At 33.5% G+C, this 18,889-nt stretch carries 16 protein-coding genes; 12 read left to right on the forward strand and 4 right to left on the reverse strand.

The annotated features are described in order from the left end of the window. Positions 1–26: 26 nt before the first annotated feature. From metF to R9X47_RS24125, 12 genes are all read left to right on the forward strand, one after another. Positions 27–923 (forward strand): methylenetetrahydrofolate reductase [NAD(P)H], encoded by an 897-nt coding sequence (gene metF / locus R9X47_RS24070; protein ID WP_432663632.1) that lies wholly within the window; start codon positions 27–29, stop codon positions 921–923. Then, on the forward strand, positions 907–1,638 hold the full coding sequence (locus R9X47_RS24075) for a vitamin B12 dependent-methionine synthase activation domain-containing protein (RefSeq protein WP_432663633.1): 732 nt from the start codon (positions 907–909) through the stop codon (positions 1,636–1,638). The genes metF and R9X47_RS24075 overlap by 17 nt, the downstream gene beginning before the upstream one ends. Further along, positions 1,610–3,988, forward strand: coding sequence for a homocysteine S-methyltransferase family protein (locus tag R9X47_RS24080; RefSeq protein ID WP_432663634.1), 2,379 nt, complete (start codon positions 1,610–1,612; stop codon positions 3,986–3,988). The genes R9X47_RS24075 and R9X47_RS24080 overlap by 29 nt, the downstream gene beginning before the upstream one ends. A gap of 320 nt (positions 3,989–4,308) precedes the next feature. Next, complete coding sequence (locus tag R9X47_RS24085; RefSeq protein ID WP_432663635.1) at positions 4,309–5,484, forward strand: PucR family transcriptional regulator; 1,176 nt, start codon at positions 4,309–4,311, stop codon at positions 5,482–5,484. Between the two features lie 215 nt (positions 5,485–5,699). After that, complete coding sequence (locus R9X47_RS24090) at positions 5,700–6,596, forward strand: DMT family transporter (protein ID WP_432663636.1); 897 nt, start codon at positions 5,700–5,702, stop codon at positions 6,594–6,596. Between the two features lie 211 nt (positions 6,597–6,807). Further along, the gene (locus R9X47_RS24095; RefSeq protein WP_432663637.1) at positions 6,808–7,863 is read left to right on the forward strand and encodes an ornithine cyclodeaminase family protein; all 1,056 of its coding nucleotides are present in this window, start codon (positions 6,808–6,810) and stop codon (positions 7,861–7,863) included. Positions 7,864–7,994: 131 nt separating this feature from the next. Beyond that, entirely contained in the window at positions 7,995–9,119 is a 1,125-nt protein-coding gene (locus tag R9X47_RS24100; protein WP_432663638.1) for an aminotransferase, read from the forward strand. A 71-nt stretch (positions 9,120–9,190) separates the two neighbouring features. Continuing rightward, positions 9,191–10,150: a threonine ammonia-lyase gene (locus R9X47_RS24105; protein WP_432663639.1), complete on the forward strand. Its 960-nt coding sequence runs from the start codon at positions 9,191–9,193 to the stop codon at positions 10,148–10,150. Positions 10,151–10,277: 127 nt separating this feature from the next. Next, positions 10,278–11,990, forward strand: coding sequence for a Na+/H+ antiporter NhaC family protein (locus tag R9X47_RS24110; protein WP_432663640.1), 1,713 nt, complete (start codon positions 10,278–10,280; stop codon positions 11,988–11,990). A gap of 287 nt (positions 11,991–12,277) precedes the next feature. Continuing rightward, positions 12,278–13,840: a GGDEF domain-containing protein gene (locus R9X47_RS24115; protein ID WP_432663641.1), complete on the forward strand. Its 1,563-nt coding sequence runs from the start codon at positions 12,278–12,280 to the stop codon at positions 13,838–13,840. A gap of 75 nt (positions 13,841–13,915) precedes the next feature. Beyond that, complete coding sequence (locus R9X47_RS24120) at positions 13,916–14,479, forward strand: hypothetical protein (RefSeq protein WP_432663642.1); 564 nt, start codon at positions 13,916–13,918, stop codon at positions 14,477–14,479. 43 nt (positions 14,480–14,522) lie between these two features. Then, positions 14,523–15,083, forward strand: a complete 561-nt coding sequence (locus R9X47_RS24125; protein ID WP_432663643.1) for a GNAT family N-acetyltransferase — start codon at positions 14,523–14,525, stop codon at positions 15,081–15,083. A 128-nt stretch (positions 15,084–15,211) separates the two neighbouring features. On the opposite strand, the gene R9X47_RS24130 is transcribed toward R9X47_RS24125, so the two are convergent. The 4 genes from R9X47_RS24130 to trpB all read right to left on the reverse strand — a co-directional run bounded on the left by R9X47_RS24130 (position 15,212) and on the right by trpB (position 18,728). Continuing rightward, the gene (locus R9X47_RS24130; protein WP_432663644.1) at positions 15,212–15,706 is read right to left on the reverse strand and encodes a GNAT family N-acetyltransferase; all 495 of its coding nucleotides are present in this window, start codon (positions 15,704–15,706) and stop codon (positions 15,212–15,214) included. A gap of 27 nt (positions 15,707–15,733) precedes the next feature. Next, a complete protein-coding gene (locus tag R9X47_RS24135) occupies positions 15,734–16,606 on the reverse strand; it encodes a PAS domain S-box protein (RefSeq protein WP_432663645.1) in 873 nt (290 codons plus the stop codon). A gap of 106 nt (positions 16,607–16,712) precedes the next feature. Continuing rightward, the gene (gene yyaC / locus R9X47_RS24140; protein WP_432663646.1) at positions 16,713–17,240 is read right to left on the reverse strand and encodes a spore protease YyaC; all 528 of its coding nucleotides are present in this window, start codon (positions 17,238–17,240) and stop codon (positions 16,713–16,715) included. Between the two features lie 306 nt (positions 17,241–17,546). After that, the gene (trpB, locus tag R9X47_RS24145) at positions 17,547–18,728 is read right to left on the reverse strand and encodes a tryptophan synthase subunit beta (protein ID WP_432663647.1); all 1,182 of its coding nucleotides are present in this window, start codon (positions 18,726–18,728) and stop codon (positions 17,547–17,549) included. Positions 18,729–18,889 lie beyond the last annotated feature (161 nt).

Below are 18,889 nucleotides of genomic sequence, written 5' to 3' on the forward strand. Positions count from 1 at the left end.
TATTAATTAAAACTGGAGGGATGACTATGTTAATTAGAGATAAATTTAAAAATAAAAGTCCATTAATTTCATTTGAAATTTTTCCACCTAAGAGAGAATATCCTGTAGAAACTATATACAATACAATAGATGCTTTAAATGATATGAAACCTGACTTTATTAGTGTAACCTATGGTGCAGGAGGAAGTACAAAGGATACTACTGTAGATATAGCTTCCTTTATTAAAAATAAATATGACCTATCGGCTTTAGCCCATCTTACATGCCTAACATCTACTAAGAACGAGGTTGAAGAAACATTGAATTCCCTTAAAGCCAAGGGTGTTAGAAATATACTTGCACTTAGAGGAGATTATCCAGACGGAGCTGGACCTGACTATATAGGTCCTGATCATTATAAATATGCAAAGGATTTGATTGCACACATTAAGAAAAACGATGATTTTTGTATAGGTGCAGCATGCTATCCAGAGAAGCACTTAGAATGTGAAAGTCTAGATAAGGACCTACTGTACTTAAAGGAAAAGGTAGATGCAGGAGTAGACTTTCTAGTAACTCAGTTATTTTTCGATAATGAAACCTTCTATAGTTTTAAAGAGAAAACCGACAAACTAGGCATAAATGTACCTATAATAGCAGGGATATTACCGGTACTAGGTAAAAAGCAAGTTGAAAGAATTGTTTCACTATCAGGATGCAGCTTGCCTAAAAAGTTCCTTCGTATATTAGAAAAATACGAGCATAAACCAGAAGCCCTAAAAGAAGCTGGAATCGCCTACGCAATAGAGCAGATTATTGATCTTCTATCTTGGGGAATAGACGGAATCCATGTTTATACAATGAACAGGCCGAAAACAACAAGAAGGATTATTGAAAGCATCACTAATATAAGAGGAGTATTGACTGATGACAAGGCATCTTGAATACAACATGATTAATAAAAAGGATATAGACTTAGTAATTGATAAAAATGAGGTCTTACGTTACCTTGGATATGGCAAGAAAGAAGCCGATGAGATTACCGATGGTATTATAGATGAATGTTTAGAGGAAATATCAGAAATAGCAAGGACCAACTTTGTGTATAATATCTATGAAATCAAAAGAGAAGAAGGAAATATCTACTTTAAAAATTCAAAGTTCAAAATAGAAGGAAAAGATATATATAAGCATTTACAGAATTCAGAAAAATGTGCTATTATGGCTGTAACCTTAGGTAATGAAGTAGATAAAAGGATTAGATATTATAGTAAGGTTAATCTAACCAAGAGTGTAATATTTGATGCCTGTGCTACGGCAGGAATAGAAGCTTTGTGTGACAGAGTAGAATCGGAAGTAAAGAAAATCGCAATAAACAATGGATATAATATTACATCAAGATATAGCCCAGGATATGGAGACCTATCAATAGAGATTCAGCCAAAGATACTAAACCTTTTAGATGCTCAAAAACATATAGGGCTTACCGTTACCGATAGTTATATATTAATTCCTCGAAAATCTGTAACTGCCCTTATAGGTATTGGCGAGGAAGTAAAGGTTGTAAAATTAAGTTGTAAAGACTGTAGATTACATGATAATTGTTTATTTGCAAAGGAAGGGGATAGCTGTGGAAATACAAAAACTGCTAGAAAATAATTTTCTATTCTTTGATGGAGCTATGGGAACTATGCTTCAAAGAGAAGGCTTAAAGGGAGGAGAACTTCCAGAAGGCTATAATGTTCACTCTCCAGAAGTTGTATATAACATTCATAAAAAATATCTTGAGGCCGGGGCAGATATTATAACTACTAATACCTTTGGAGCAAATAGATTCAAGCTGGAAGACTCTCCATACACTGTGGAAGAGGTAATCAAAGAGGCTGTAAAGATAGCTAAAAGGGCAGCTGGAGATAAACTAGTGGCCTTAGATATAGGGGCAACAGGAAAAATGATGGAGCCCTATGGAACATTAAGCTTCAATGATGCTTACGATGTATTTAAAGAGCAAGTAGTAGCCGGTAAAGAAGCAGGAGCAGATATTATATTAATAGAGACAATCTCAGATCTATATGAAGCTAGAGCTGCTATTTTAGCTGCGAAGGAAAATAGTGATTTACCTGTTTTTTGTACACTGACCTTCCAAGAAAACAAACGTACATTAATGGCTACCGATGCCATTACGATGGTTCAAGTGTTAGAAGGCCTTGGAGTAGATGTTTTAGGGGTAAATTGCTCATTAGGACCAAAGCAGCTTCAACCAATAGTTGATGAAATTTTAAAATATGCCACTATTCCTGTAATGATACAGCCAAATGCAGGACTTCCTAAGCTAAGGGATGGAAAGACCGTATATGACTTAACAGCACCGGAATTTGCTGAAGAAATAAAAATAATGGCTGGCAAGGGTATATCAGTCTTTGGAGGCTGTTGTGGTACAGACCCTGACTTTATAAAGGTAGTAAGGGAAAAGCTAACGGATTTGAAACCTCAAAAATTAGATAATCAGAAATTAACTACAGCTTGCTCATCCAAAAAGACAGTTATCATTGGAGAAAGTGTAAAAATAATTGGTGAGAGAATAAATCCTACTGGAAAGAAGAAGCTTAAGGAAGCACTTCGTAATAAGGATATTGACTATATAATATCTGAAGCCATAGCTCAAAAAGATACTGGATCAGATATATTGGATGTAAACCTAGGGCTACCAGAAATAGACGAAAAGGAAATGATGAAAGAAGTCGTTATGGAGCTTCAGTCTTTGATAGACTTGCCATTACAAATAGATAGTGTAAAGACCGACGTAATCGAGGAAGCAGTTAGAATCTATAATGGTAAAGCAATAATAAATTCAGTAAATGGTAAAGCTTCAAGCATGGAAAAAATCTTTCCAATAGCCAAGAAATATGGTGCATGTGTCATAGGTTTAACATTAGATGAAGATGGATTGCCAAGGACCGCTGAGAAAAGACTTGAGATAGCCTCAAAGATTATTGAAACAGCCAAAACCTATGGAATACCAGAGGAAAATATTCTAATAGACTGCCTAGTGCTTACGGCATCAGCTGCCCAGGAAGCCGTAATGGAAACACTAAAGGCTATACCAATGATAAAGGCAAAATATAATGTGAAAACTGTACTTGGAGCTAGCAATGTATCCTTTGGACTTCCAAATAGAAAGATTATTAATGCTACATACCTAGCACTTGCAATGGGTTATGGACTCGATGCACCAATTACAGACTCAACTTCGGAAATACTAATGGATACGATAAGATCCTTTAGAGTAATCACAAATCAAGACAAGGAATGTAAGGAGTATATTGCAGCCTATAGTCAAGAATCAAAGAAAAGTGAACCTAAAAGGGATAAGAAGGAGAAGATAGAAAAAGATTTAAATCAAATAGTTATAGACGGAATAAAGGACGAGGCAAAACAAAAAACCAAGAAGCTTTTAGAGACTAAAGATCCAATGGAAATAGTTGACTCCTACTTGATTCCTGCCTTAGATAGAGTGGGAGAAAAGTATGAAAAGCAAGAAATATTCCTACCACAACTTATAAGAAGTGCTGAAACAGTTAAAATAGCATTTGAAGTAATAAAGGAAAAGTTGTTGGTAGAAGGACATGAAAAAATATCAAAGGGAAGAATAATACTTGCAACGGTGAAAGGCGATATCCATGATATAGGTAAAAACATAGTTAAGATACTCCTTGAAAACTATGGTTTTGAGGTAATAGACCTTGGAAAGGATGTACCTATAGAGAAAGTAGTAAACACAGCAAAGGAAGAAAATATTAAACTAGTAGGACTCAGTGCCCTAATGACAACTACAGTTCAAAGTATGCAAGAAACGATAGATGAGCTAAAGAAGTATGAGATTGACTGTGAAGTAATGGTAGGTGGAGCAGTATTAAATAAGGAATATGCTGATATGATAGGGGCACATTACTACGGTAAGGATGCTAGACAATCTGTAAATATAGCTAAGAATGTATTTGGAGTATAAATATAATACAAGGAAACAAGGATAATATAAAAATATCCTTGTTTCAGATTGTAGACAAAGTCTACAAGATGATAGACTGTTGAGAAATCCGAAGTTCAAGGCGTGCTGAAAGCAAGAGACCGCAGCGTATACAGACATACGTAAGGGTTCTTGCTTGAGGCAACAACGAAGAAATTCGGGTTTGTCAACAGTCTCAAACAAGGATAATATAAAAATATCCTTGTTTTTTTCATATGAAGAGGAAATCTCATATTAACAAAGAAACTTATTATAAAAAGACTTTGAGATTATAATACTACGGATTAGAAGGAGATGACTCTATGTCCATAACTATTTCTGAGGCTTTGAAATTAGATAATTTAAAGGATTTTAGGCTTGTAGCTGGTGAATGGGGACTTGACAAAAAAATAGAACAGATGGGGATATTAGACCATGAGATAATTGATAAAAGCGATAACATCGAAGTAGCCTTTGGCAAAGGTGACTTTGTACTAACTAACTTTACTGTTGCAAGAAATGATGATGATTTGCTTATTCAGTCTATTAAGGAGTTGATTAAAGCGGGGGTTACCGGTTTAGCAATAAAAAATATATTTTACTCCGAACTGCCTAACGAAATAATTGAATATGCCAACGAAAAATCATTTCCAATATTTATTTTCGCCAATAAGGTATACTTTGAAGATATAATAACCGATGTTATTGATGCCATTAGAGATAGTGATAATTATGAATTACTGGAAACTAAAGTCGATATAATAGTTAAAAATAATATAAGCAAGACAATGATTAGAGAACTAGCACTAGAGATAAATAGTTCATTTAAAGAAAATTTTATTGCAGCCTATTGCAAAGAGAAAAAGTATGTGAATAATACAAACATAATTAAATTACTAGAAAGATATAAGAGAAGTAAGGACAAAAGTATCTATAACGCAGTATTTAAATATAGATCTGGTATACTAATAATTTTCAGTTATGAAGATATGAATGAGAGTAGTGCTGTGAAAAGTATAAATAAACTAATAGGTGATATTGGTATTGATGACAACAAATATATCGTTGGAATAAGTAATAATCATTCAAGTTTAGACGAGTTAGCTAGGGGGATTAATGAAGGCCTGTATGCCGTTGATACAAGTGAAATCTCCGATGGTAGTATAACCTTCTATAAGGATATTGGAATATATAAGGTGATAATGCCACATGTGAATGAAGTATGGATTAATGAATTTTATCAGGAGATAATTACACCACTTAAAAACTATGATAAAAAATACAATACTCAAATTCTGACTACTGCAATAAAGTACATCGACAATGATGGAAATGTAAAAAGAACCTCCGAGGAGCTTTTTCAGCATGACAACACTATTAGATATAGAATTAATAAAATGAAAGAAATTCTGGGCATGGAGGATTTGGATGGGAGTTTCTATGAACAGCTCTCCATAGCAATTAAGATATATAAAATTTTTAACCCGAATTATTCATGAAAGGTTTGAAAGGACGTAGCAGAGTTTTGAGTTTTTTATGAATAATTCGGGTTTAATAAGGCATGATTATTAATGCATTTGAAGAAAGTACAAATTGGGCACCCTTCTGTTCTAACATATTACAAAGGAAAATATTATTGGAAAAGAGAATTGTTAAATTAACTGAGTTCACTATGAACTATATATAGAGAATAGAAAGTAAATGGGGGATATGAATGACTAGACAATTGAAGGCAGACTTAGCATTGCTATTTGTTACTATAGGTTGGGGGGCATCCTTTATATTGACAAAGATTGCTTTAGGAGAATTACCAACATATAACTTTTTAGCAATTAGGTTTATACTGGCTGCAGCTATATCTTCACTCTTTTTCATTAAAAATATGATGAAGATAGATAAAAAGACATTAAAGCTGGGGATACTTTTAGGATTTATTCTGTATTTACATTATGCATTTCAAACCGTAGGATTACAGTATACTACAGCATCTAAATCAGCATTTATCACAGGAATAAACGTAATATTGGTACCAATATTTTCGCCCTTGCTATTAAAGCAAATACCAAAAAGAGCCTCTATATATGGTGCTGGACTAGCTTTTATCGGTATGGCTTTATTAAGCTTAAATGAAGTTACATCAATAAGTAGTATAAATATTGGAGACATCTACACATTCTTGTGTGCAGTTGTATTTGCATTATATATAATAGCAGTCGGTAAATATACAGCCGAAGTAGAGTCCATATCCTTTGCCGTAATTCAGGTGGGGGTAGTAGGCCTACTAAGTCTAATAACATCTTTTGCAATAGAAAATCCTATAATGCCTACAGGGAGAAGTTCTTGGATTAGTATATTAATACTGAGTGTAGTCTGTACGTCGGCAGCATATATCATACAAAATGTTGCTCAGAGATTTACAAGCTCAACTCACACAGCCTTAATTTATACTGGTGAACCGGTTTTCGCAGCTATGTTTGGCTATATTTTCTTTAGGGAGCTGTTAAGTGGGAGAGGAACTTTAGGTGCTATTTTAATTTTAACTGGAATGATTACAGCTGAGATTGACTTTAAGAAGCTGTTTCAAAAGAAAGAACTAGTAGAAGAATCCTAAAAATAATATTAAAAAGCGTGTTATACACGCTTTTTTCAGTTTTTGCAAAATTCATTATTTAAACTAAGATATGAGCTTTTAGGAAATCACAAAAATATGACCTTGGGTTATAGAATATCACAAAGGAAAACTTTCTGAAAAAATTGAATTTATTAAGTAATAAGGTGAATCAAAATAGCATAGTCATACAAAAGAATGAGGAGGAGAAAAAATGTCTAAAATTAAAGTATTTAATCAAGAGACTATTGAAGAAATCCTAGATATGAAAAAGGTGATTGAAACAGTTGAAGAAGTTTATACTCTAAAAGCCGAAGGACAAGCAGAGCTGTTTCCAATGGTATTTCATGAATTTGAGAGAGGCGTAGCCGACATGGATATTAAGTCAGGACATCTTAAAGGTGCAGATATATTTGGACTTAAGCTTGTCTCATGGTTTGGTGAAAATCCCAAAAAGGATTTACCTGCATTGTTTGGAACTACAATGCTATTTGATGGTAAAACAGGTATGCCACTAGCTATATTAGATGCGGAGTATATAACAGGTATGAGAACTGGAGCTGCTGGAGCAATCGGTGCAAAATACCTAGCAAGAAAGGACTCAGAAAATCTATTGATGGTTGGTGCTGGGCATCAAGCGATGTTTCAAATTGCTGCTACATTAATAGCGATGGATAACATAAAGACAGTAAGAATATATGATGCGATGAACTATGATAATGCGCTAGCTTTAAGTAAATCGATCAAAGAGAAAATAATGGATAAGTTCTTATCTATGTATGAAGAAGGATCAGAAGTATACAAGGAACTTTCTAAAAAGTTTGATGTAAAATTTGAAGCCGTATCCGACATCGAAGAGGCCGTAGGATTAAGTGATGTTATTATCTCGGCAACACCTTCTAGAAAGCCTATGATAATGAAAGAGTGGGTGAAGAAGGGAACTCACTTCAGTTGTGTAGGAGCCGATATGGAAGGCAAGCAGGAGATAGATGAAAATATCTTTAGCATAGCAAGGGTATATGTAGATGATATAGGTCAAGCAGTAAACGTAGGAGAAACTGAAATTCCTATAAAAAAGGGTGCCATAACAAAGGAAGATATTATTGCGGAAATTGGACAGGTGATAATAGGAAAAGCTGAGGGTAGAAAGAGTGATGACGACATAACTGTCTATGACTCAACTGGTATTGCGCTTCAGGATCTATTAACTTCTAAACTTGTTTTAGACATTGCTGATGAGAAGGGCTTAGGAGTAGAAGTAAATCTATAAAAAAGTCTCCGATAAAGATTTATAAGGTTGACTTTTTTGAAATACATGTACGGAAATTATATCTATCTACAATTTTTAGAGGTTTATAATTTCCTATGTATTATAAAAAAAATAATAGGGGGCGAAACAACATGAAAATTAGAGATTTTGGCGTTGAAATTTGGATGAATTTATATGAGAACAACTGTGAGTACAATTTAGCTGAAACCTGTGTGGAATCTTTAACTGTCAATGAGCTTTTAGATTTCACAGATAACAAAGAAGAAATAGTTGAAGACATTTTAAAAATGCAGCTTACCTATGGAGACATAGAAGGGTCTGTTAGGCTTCGTAAGGGAATAGCAGAGCTTTATGAAAACATCGATATCGAAAATATTACAATAACCCATGGTGCAATTGGAGCAAATGCACTAACGATTTTCACCTTGGTTGAACTTGGAGATAGGGTTATTTCAGTACTTCCAACATATCAACAACACTACTCTATCCCAGAAGCATATGGTGCGGATGTAAAAATCTTAAAACTAAAACCAGAAAATAATTTTCTACCTGACCTAGATGAGCTAAGGTCCTATATCAATGATAAAACTAAGCTTATTTGCATAAATAACCCTAATAATCCAACGGGAGCACTAATGGATGAGGAGTTCTTAAAGGAAATAGTAGAAATTGCTAAGTCCTGTGGAGCCTATGTTCTTTGTGATGAAGTTTATAGAGGACTAAATCATGAAGGAGAGAGGTTTACTACTTCAATTGCAAATTTATATGAAAAGGGAATTAGTACTGCAAGTATGTCAAAGACCTTTTCACTAGCTGGACTGAGACTTGGTTGGGTAGTTGGACCAAAGGAATTTATAGGTGAAGTGAATAAACGTAGAGACTATAATACTATCAGTTGTGGGAAGATTGATGACAGATTAGCAGCAATAGCAATGGAACATAAGGAAGAAATCTTAGAGAGAAACTTAAAAATAGTAAGAAACAATATTGAGATATTAGATAAATGGATTGAGAAAGAACCTCTAATAAGCTACGTGAGACCTAAAGCAGGAACAACAGCCTTTTTGAAATATGACATTGATATGCCTTCCGAGGAATTCTGTATAAAATTATTGCAAGAAAAGGGTGTTATGCTAGTACCAGGTAAAGCCTTAGACATGGAAGGCTTTGTGAGAATTGGATATGCTTTTAGCCCTAAGATATTCCAAGCTGGTTTAGAAAAAATGTCAGAGTTTCTAAGGGAAATGAAGAAATAGGAAGTATATTTTGTAGGGGCTGTCTCATAAAGGAATATTTTGAGGCGGCCCTAATAAGAAGGTGGGCTAATATGTTCAATTACAATGATGTGGTGGAAGCATACAAAAGAATTAAAGATAAAATATATATGACTCCATTAGAAAAATCAATATACCTAAGTAATGAAAATACAAACTATTATTTAAAACTCGAATGTTTACAGCCTCCTAAAAGCTTTAAACTAAGGGGAGCACTAAGTAAAATGACTACTCTAACAGAGGAAGAAAAGAAAAAAGGTGTTGTAGCTGTATCCTCTGGGAATCATGGGGCAGCGGTCAGTTATGCATCTAAGCTATTAGGAATAGATAAGGTATTAATTTTTGTGCCCAAAGTAACTCCAAAAAGTAAAATTGATAAAATCAAATATTATGGAGGAGAAGTAAAAATCATAGGTGACAACTACGATGAAACCCATAGTATTGGTATGGATTATGTAAAAAATCATGATATGACCTATATAGACCCTTACTATGGAGACCCACTTGTATATGCCGGACAGGGAACAACAGCCCTTGAAATATTAATACAAAATCCAGATATTGATACAATAATGGTTCCAATAGGAGGCGGTGGACTTATTACAGGAGTAAGCGTAGCTGCTAAGGCTATCAAATCTTCAATTAAAATTATTGGTCTGCAAACGGAAGCCTGCCCTGCTATGATTAAATCCCTTGAGGACAATGTATTTTATGATGAATACCCTATAGACGAATCAATCTGTGAGGCTCTAGTTGGTGGCGTGGGTGAATTAGCCTATCAAATGGCGAAGGATTGTATTGATGAAATTATTGAAGTCAAAGAATCATTTATTGAAAGAGCCGTATCCCATATGATAAAAAAAGAGAAGATAGTAGCGGAGCCCTCAAGCTGTATAAGTATTGCTGCTCTTATGCAAGAACCAGAGAGATTTAATGGGAAGAATGTTGCGTTAATAATTTCGGGGGGGAATATTGGAGAAGACTTGATGGTTGAATTATTGAATAAGTACTAATTTGGATTATAGTAAAGAATTAGAGGATATTAGTAAGTATATATTTAGATATCTAAATATATACAAAAAATTACATTCGTCAATTAAAAAGGAACCTAACTAAAGATAGATTAAAGGAGGAAACAAGATGACAAAGAAAAAAATCTTTTTGATTATGCTTGCCTTTATTCTACTCCTTTCTACTACTACTCCAGTTTTAGCAGCCTCTGAAGGAGAGGATGTCGTGAATTTTGGTTGGTTAAGCTTATTACCACCACTCATCGCTATTGTTCTGGCATTTGTTACTAAGCAAGTTGTTCTATCGTTATTTATAGGTGTATTTACTGGTTCTCTAATGTTAAATGGATGGAATCCCTTCTATGGATTTTTACGAGCCCTAGATGAATATATGATTCCTTCTTTAGCCGATTCATGGTATGCGGCTATTATCATATTTACAATTACAATAGGTGGTATGATAGGTATTGTAACTAAAATGGGAGGCACTCAGGCAGTAGCAAATTATTTAATAAAGAAAGCAAAAACTCCTGTAAGTGCACAAATTGTAACTGGAATATTGGGTTGTCTTGTATTTTTCGATGATCTTGCAAATCTTCTCATTGTAGGTCCAACTATGCGACCACTAACAGATAAACTTAAGGTTTCTCGCGAGAAACTGTCCTATATTGTTGACTCAACCGCATCTCCTGTAGCTGGTCTAGCCCTTATTTCAACTTGGATTGGGTTTGAGCTAGGTCTTATCAACACTGCATTTGAATCATTAGGAATAGATGTCAATGCATATGATGTGTATTTCAGAAGTATTCCCTATTACTTTTATAATATTTTTGCTCTAGCTATGGTGTTTTTACTAGCCTATATGGGCAAGGACTTTGGGCCTATGTATGAAGCTGAAAAGAGAGCAAGACTAACTGGGAAAGTGCTGGCAGATGATGCATCTCCATTATCAAGTAATGATATAGAAGCGAAACAAGCCGATTCTGATAAGGAATATAAAGCATATAATGCAATAATCCCGATTATGACATTGATTGTAGTTGCTTTTTGCGGTCTTTGGTATAATGGATATCTAAATAGCGACCCAGGTGTTGATCCCTTTACAATAGAAGGGATTAGAACTTGCTTCGGTAATGCAGATTCTAGTGTTGTTTTAGTTTGGGGTGCTGTTACTGCAAGTATAGTAGCAGGTATACTTGCAAACACTCAAAAAATTCTAAATCTACAAGAGACTTTTGATGCTTGGTTTGAGGGTGCAAAGGGCTTATTAGATGTAAGTGTAATCCTAGTATTTTCTTGGTCATTAGGAAGCGTTATTCAAGGTGTTGGAACTGCAGATTTCTTAGTGGGAATTGTAGCCAAGAGCAATATGCCAGCAGGCTTTTTACCGGCCCTTGTTTTTACAATATCTTGCTTAGTAGCCTTTGCAACTGGTACATCATGGGGTACTATGACCATAGTGGTGCCTTTAGCTGTTCCTCTAGCGGCGTCTCTTGTATCGGTAAACCCTACAGAATCACCTATAGTTTTAGCTTCACTTAGTGCAGTTTTAGCAGGGGCTATTTTTGGAGATCACTGCTCACCAATATCAGATACAACCATACTATCCTCAATGTCATCTGGTTCAGATCATCTTCACCATGTTAAAACCCAGATTCCATATGCATTGATAGGAGCAGGATTGGCCATAGTAGGTTTGCTTCTAGTTGGATTTATGAATCTGACACCTATAGTAATCATACCTTTAGGTCTAACGGCTGTTTGGGCAATTATTCATTTCTTTGGTAAGAGCACTAAACTAGAAGATTTAAAGATGATTGAGGAAGATGGAAAAACTTTATAATGTATATATCGAAATGAATAGAATAGCCAAACCATATAATAGATTCATCTAAACATTTATTTATACAATATAAATATTCATAGACTATCGAAATTGTATTTCTCTAATTCTTTACTTAATCTATTTATTCATAATATAAAACCCAGATTCTCAAGATTTAATTAGATGATCTGGGTTTTATTATATTAATAATTAGTTTAAATTACAGAATTAGACAGGAATATTGAAACTTTTATAGAAATATTCCAAATACATGCACACTATTATTATTGATGGAGATGCTTAAGATGAGAGTTAGAAAAATATTAATAGCTTGTCTACTATTTTTAATATTGTTTTGGTCCTTAAGCTACCTTCCAAGGCCAACGGGTTATGTGTTAGATAAGAATTGGTCTTTGACAATTGATAATAAAACGATAGAGATTGAACTTCCCTATTATCAATTTCCAAAAAAGTCAGGACTGGCTGAGTTCAAAACTTCCTTTAACAAGCCAGAAGGGGATACTCTTGTAATACCGAAGATAAGCTGCTATGCGTTCAAGGTCTATATCAATGATTTTCTGATTTCACAGGCTGGAGATTTTGATAGCCCTACTGCAAATATTTGGAATTACGCACAGGTTATAAGTATAGATGATAAAATTTTAAAAGAAAAGAATGATCTCCGGATTGAGACGTATTTATTAGATGATGTAGGTATGCATATTCCTCCCTTCATTGATTTAAAGAAAAATGTTATAGGAAGGATTAGTGTGTTTAACTTTATCAACAATGATATACATCTGATTATGCTAGGAATCAGTATATCAATTGCTTTTATAATGATTACTATCTCAATATTCAATAAAGAACATAGAATTATGTATCTATGTTTAGGTTTAAGTACAATTTTAGTATCTTTGTATTCCTTCGACTGTCTGTATAGACTCTATTCCGGCGATATTAATACCTTTCTATTTATTAGAAAAATACTATTTTCAAGTTGTTATGGGTCCGGAATATTTTTGATCTGGGGTATAGAAAAGTATACTAATCGAACTCTAAAATTAAGAAGGCTTATATTTTTGAGTGTTGTTCTAGCGATTATTCTTGTAATGACAAGTGAAGACTTTATTACCCTGAGAAGTAGAATAAACATCTTAAATGTAATTACGGTAATTAGTCCTATTTATACAATTGTGCTATTTTTCAAGCACAAAATGGCACCGTTTATTTTTCCAATGAGCTTTGTAACGCTTACTTTAATTTACACGGTTTTATCAGTGATATTAAAAGGCAATACCCCATATATGTTCCCCTATGGGATCATTGTATATTCAGTAGGCTTAGGCTTTACAATTATACTAGAGTTTACAAATATATATAATGAAAAAATTAAAATATATGAAAAATCTGTGACAGATCAACTGACCGGTGCATATAACAGAAATATCCTTGAAGATATACACATGAATATAGATGATACTCTTATTCTGATAGATGTAGATAATTTAAAGTACTATAATGACACCTATGGTCATAGTCATGGAGATGCTCTACTAAGTGGAGTAGTTACTACAATAAAAAATCATATAAAAGAAAATGATTTTATTATACGATTAGGTGGGGATGAATTTCTAATTGTTTTGAAGAATACAGAGGAAGCAGTAGCTAAAAAAATTATTGCTAGTATCCGACAAGAATTTAAAGAGAAGATTCAGAGTAAGAAAGTTGACATATCCTTTGGCATTCTAAGATATCAAGCAGATTTTGAGAGTTCGTATAGTCAAGTAGATAAGATTATGTATAAGATGAAAGCAGATAAAAAATATAGTAAAGCAGAAGATAATTTACCTGATTTCAATTTGTAAGTCAGTTCAAATAGAGTTTATGAAAGCATAAAATAACTAGACAGTATTAAAAAATCAAATTTAGGAGAGCGAGCTTTGAAAAGAATAATAGATTTCATTTTAGCCTTTTTTAAAAGTATAATTAATTTAACAGTTACTCTTTTTCTTATAACGTCCTTAATTAACGTATTTGTACATGGTGGATACTTTAACCCATTTCAGGCCTTTATAGAATATTTAATGAAAATGGATAAGATATCACATATAATGTATTTTTTACTGGGAGGTATTGTGGATACTTTTAGAAATATACCTGCAATAAAAATATATCAATCCAGTAAGCCATATGATTTATTAAAAGAAATTGACCGAGAAATAGGGGACAAAGCAAAATATAAAATAGACTTAGACGAAGGAAGTCGTAAGATTTATATACCCAAAAGAATATCTATTTTTAGAGATAAAATTATTGTAAGAAGAATTGGAAAACACATAATTCTTAAAGGCAAGAGTAGTATAGTAAATAAGGTAGTGGATGAAATTGAGGAGTTAAAAAACGATGCTTCAGAGCAAGAAATTTCATATAAGGTTTTAGATAAAAAAGAAGTTAAGAACATCAAGAATCAGTACTGGGTTGATTTCGAAAATGAGCTATTGTAGTAGGTTATAAGATAGAAACATTAATTAAGAAAGGGATGAAACAATGATTAAAGACGGTATTTTTATAGAGTTTCCAGTAATAAAAACAGAAAGATTGACATTAAGAAAGCTTGAGAAAAATGATGTAGAAAAAATGTTCAAGATATTTTCAAACGAGAAAATAATGCAGTATTATGGTAGATTCCCTATGACGGAAATAACTGAAGCAGAGGAGCTTATGAGTAAATTTTCTCAAACCTTTGAATCAAATGAGGCTATAAGGTGGGGGATTGAGTTGAAGGATAGGAATATATTTATAGGAACATGTGGGTTTCACAATTGGAAAAAATCACATTCAAGGACTGAAATAGGATATGAGCTAGCAGAGGAACATTGGGGCTATGGATATATGAAAGAGGCAGTTGGGGCTATTGTAAAATATGGTTTTGAGCAAATGGATTTGAATAGAATAGAGGCAGTAGTATATCCAGAAAATATTGCTTCAGAAGAGCTATTAAAAAGATTAGGTTTTCAATACGAAGGGCTATTGAGAAAATATGCATACTTTAGAGAAATGTATCAGGACTTAAATATGTTATCTCTTCTTAGGCAAGAATATAAATAGAAAATTTATAAGTAAAGGGGCTGTCTCATAAGAACATCTTATGAGTTCAGCCCACAGAGTGTTTCAGAATGAGTAAATTTCAAATAACGCAGAAATTTGCCATTCTGAGACATCCCCTTTTATAGATATTATTTTAACTCAAGATACATATCATACCACTTTGCGCCTCCATGCTGAGACTCTGATACGCCTTCATTAACATAACCAAATTGCTCATAATAACCTATTAGATGTTCTTTACATGTAAGTAAAACTTTCTCTCTATCACTCTTTTTTGCTTCTTCAATAAAATGCAGCATTAATTCCTTAGCAAATCCTCTTCGTTGATATTTTGGATGAACATCTAGACCAAAGATTACTAAATTCTTTCCAGCATCCTTATGTAGTTCCATGTTTCCAAAAAATTCATCTTCTATATGGCTCTTGTCAGTTGCACCACCGTTAATAAAACCGATAATCTCATTATCTAGCTCAGCAACAAAAAATCCTTCTGGAAAAACTAATATTCTATTTTTAAAAGCATCTCTTGGGGCAGCTTCAGCAGCAGGAAAACAAGCAGCCTCTATTTCTGTAACATGCTCTAAATCACTAGGTAATACATTTCTTATCTTTAGATTAGACATCAAAATCACTCCATGAATTATAAAGTTCTATTTCTTATTGGTTTTAGAATAACAACCTTTACAAAAACTGCAATCGTATAAAGATAAATGATTTCTCTGTAAAAGAGTCACATTGTTTAATATTCTTGCCAATGTCGTACGTTCAGTTTCATCCATAATGAACTCAACTCCATACTCAGGACGATTTTTTTCTTCAATAGTCCTCACAATTTTCCCTCTTAGGTTAAACTCATGTCCCAAAAGCGTTAGATTAAAACTATATGTAACAGCCGGATCGATTGGAAAATCAAGGTGATTAGAGAATTTCAACCCACCTAAACCAATGTTTTTTACACAGATTGAGGCTGCGGAAGCATCAACGGCTTTATCATTAATCGTTAAAATTTTAAGCTTGGAACATACCGGCTGAAAAAATTTTACACGGAAATATTTTCGTCTTTTATCGATTTCATAGAATGCTTCACCATTTATATTGTCACAAAAGTTGTCAATTACTTCATCGGAAAGCTCTTCCTTTTTATCCTTGATATCGCTAATAAACTTTCCAGCTTTAGAAATATCATGTACAACTAAAAGTACATACTTACTTGATAAAAGCATAGTTGTAATATTAGCATAGAGAATGGATTTATCCTTCCTTATATATCTCTTTACTATGGAATATTCGTCTATTTCCCTACTTAAGAGTTTATATATATATGACTTAGATTTATCAAAGTCCTCAGGATGTGTTAAATCCTTAAAGTTTATTGAATTGATTTCTTCTTCTGAATATTGTAAATACTCTCTAAGAGTGTCATTCATTTTATGACAGCGATATTGTAAGTTCTCGATATTTAATATAGCTACACCATATTCAGTAGTATTGAAAAAAGTCTGAAAATCTTTGTCTAAGCTCATTGTGCCACCTCTTAAGAATAAAATAGTCATATATTACTATTTTATTATATTAAACTTTGACTTTCTTTTCCAATACTTTTTACAAAAAACATATAAATATTATAGATTATTCATATCTTAGTTCGTTAATGGCTAGGGATAGTGATGATGATATTGTTTTTGCCATCTTATATATATCACCTAAACGTATTTTATGATCATATATATCAGTTAATTCTCCATTTTCCAAGGTTGTGCCTACTATAGAAATGTGTCCAACTTGAGGTAGATTTTTACGAAGTCCCTTACCTGGAGAAATAGGATGATCTAGGACTTGAATTTCTCCAACCCTAGCACCTTTGTTGGCATCAATTGCGATAACGAGTTCATCCTTATCTAGTTCTCTTTTAATTCTTTTTTTCATATTTAACGCATGGAGAGGAGATTCTAGAGTTCCAATTATTTTTATATCATCTAAAACTATGTTTTCAGATAATATAGTACCAATCATAGGACCTAAACTATCGGGAATTATTCTATCCGTACCAATACAAAGGATACTGATCTTTTGACCTTCTTTAAGTAGAAGCTTTAAATGGTTTGCCAAATATTCAATAGACTTTTTATCATACATATTTATTAAAAGTTTGTCCATATCCCGAGCCTCGCTTTGTTAGAAAGTTAAAATTGTCATCAATAATCAGCTTGGATTGCACACTTGGATTATAATATACAATTATTATAACATATTAAAATATCTTGATAAATTGTTTTTGAAATATTAAGAATATTGACCGAAGATAAAAACTTCAGGTTGAAGGACTAGAAAATAATATACAAGAAGTTAGTGTATATAAAAATGACGATTCTATTGAAGAACCGCCATTTTATAGATGTTCCTAACTATAGAGTTATAACTCAGAAACTTGAGTAAGTTTAATCTAGCAATTAGGAATCTACACTATTCATTTTCTAACATTTCCTTAATTTGCTTTGCATCCTTATCTCCTCTACCAGAAAGGTTTACAATAATGATTTTATCCTTTGGTAAAGTCTCAGCCAGCTTCATTGAATAGCTTAGGGCATGGGAGCTCTCAAGAGCAGGAATTATGCCTTCGGTCTTACTAAGAATTTTAAATGCATCTAAGGCTTCTTTATCAGTAACAGTCACATATTCAGCTCTGTTAGAGTCTTTATAAAAACAATGTTCTGGGCCAACACCTGGATAGTCAAGTCCAGCAGCTATAGAATGTACTGGCAAATCATTGCCATCTGCATCCTGAATTGTGTAACATTTGAAGCCGTGAATTATACCAACACTACCTGTAGTAATAGAAGCGGCATGATCCTCGGTATCTAATCCAAGACCAGCTGGCTCTACACCAATGATCCCTACATTTGCATCATTATAAAATGCATGGAAAAGACCTATAGCATTACTACCTCCACCAACACAAGCTACTAAGTAGTCTGGAAGCCTTCCTTCCTTCTCTAATATTTGCTCCCTAGCTTCTTTTCCAATAATACTCTGGAACTCCCTTACCATAATAGGATAGGGGTGGGGACCAACTGCAGATCCTAAGAGATAAAAGGTTGTATCACAGTTTTTAACAAAATCATCTAGAGCAGCGTCAACGGCATCTTTCAAGGTTTTTCTACCACTTGTAGCTGGAACAACCTTTGCACCTAATAATTCCATCTTGAAAACATTTAAGCTTTGTCTTTCAATATCCTTTTCGCCCATATATATGGTGCAATCCATATCAAATAGGGCACATACAGTTGCGGTTGCAACCCCATGCTGACCCGCTCCAGTTTCAGCTATTATCCTCTTTTTACCCATTCTTTTAGCCAACAACACCTGGCCTATAGTATTATTTATTTTATGGGCACCAGTATGGTTTAAATCTTCTCTTTTCAGATATATTTTTGCTCCACCAATATTTTTAGTCAAGTTTTCAGCATAGTATAATGGATTAGCCCTCCCAATATACTCTTGTTGATAATAACGAAGCTCTTCCTTGAAGGAATCATCTTCAATATATTTAAAAAATGCCTTTTCAACTTCTCCTAAGATTTCTTTTAACACATCAGGAACATAACAACCACCAAATTCTCCAAAATATCCATCTTTATTTCTCATAATATTTCCTCCTTAAAGTTAGGGCTAAACAACCCTTGAACCCGAATTATCCATGAAAAATTCAAAACTCTGCTGCGTCCTTTTGATTCTAAGACATCCATCAAATTCTCGACGTACTGTTTGAGTATGCCTTCGAACTTGATGGAAGACTTAGAATACAA

Source organism: Wukongibacter baidiensis (genome assembly GCF_050888315.1).
GTDB lineage: Bacteria > Bacillota > Clostridia > Peptostreptococcales > Caminicellaceae > Wukongibacter > Wukongibacter baidiensis.

What these genes read in the sequence shown, in the direction of transcription:
- metF (WP_432663632.1), top strand. Translation starts at nt 27, where the DNA reads ATGTTAATTAGAGATAAATTTAAAAATAAAAGTCCATTAATTTCATTT.
- R9X47_RS24075 (WP_432663633.1), top strand. Translation starts at nt 907, where the DNA reads ATGACAAGGCATCTTGAATACAACATGATTAATAAAAAGGATATAGAC.
- R9X47_RS24085 (WP_432663635.1), top strand. Translation starts at nt 4,309, where the DNA reads ATGTCCATAACTATTTCTGAGGCTTTGAAATTAGATAATTTAAAGGAT.
- R9X47_RS24090 (WP_432663636.1), top strand. Translation starts at nt 5,700, where the DNA reads ATGACTAGACAATTGAAGGCAGACTTAGCATTGCTATTTGTTACTATA.
- R9X47_RS24095 (WP_432663637.1), top strand. Translation starts at nt 6,808, where the DNA reads ATGTCTAAAATTAAAGTATTTAATCAAGAGACTATTGAAGAAATCCTA.
- R9X47_RS24100 (WP_432663638.1), top strand. Translation starts at nt 7,995, where the DNA reads ATGAAAATTAGAGATTTTGGCGTTGAAATTTGGATGAATTTATATGAG.
- R9X47_RS24105 (WP_432663639.1), top strand. Translation starts at nt 9,191, where the DNA reads ATGTTCAATTACAATGATGTGGTGGAAGCATACAAAAGAATTAAAGAT.
- R9X47_RS24110 (WP_432663640.1), top strand. Translation starts at nt 10,278, where the DNA reads ATGACAAAGAAAAAAATCTTTTTGATTATGCTTGCCTTTATTCTACTC.
- R9X47_RS24115 (WP_432663641.1), top strand. Translation starts at nt 12,278, where the DNA reads ATGAGAGTTAGAAAAATATTAATAGCTTGTCTACTATTTTTAATATTG.
- R9X47_RS24125 (WP_432663643.1), top strand. Translation starts at nt 14,523, where the DNA reads ATGATTAAAGACGGTATTTTTATAGAGTTTCCAGTAATAAAAACAGAA.
- R9X47_RS24130 (WP_432663644.1), bottom strand. Translation starts at nt 15,706, where the DNA reads ATGTCTAATCTAAAGATAAGAAATGTATTACCTAGTGATTTAGAGCAT.
- R9X47_RS24135 (WP_432663645.1), bottom strand. Translation starts at nt 16,606, where the DNA reads ATGAGCTTAGACAAAGATTTTCAGACTTTTTTCAATACTACTGAATAT.
- yyaC (WP_432663646.1), bottom strand. Translation starts at nt 17,240, where the DNA reads ATGGACAAACTTTTAATAAATATGTATGATAAAAAGTCTATTGAATAT.
- trpB (WP_432663647.1), bottom strand. Translation starts at nt 18,728, where the DNA reads ATGAGAAATAAAGATGGATATTTTGGAGAATTTGGTGGTTGTTATGTT.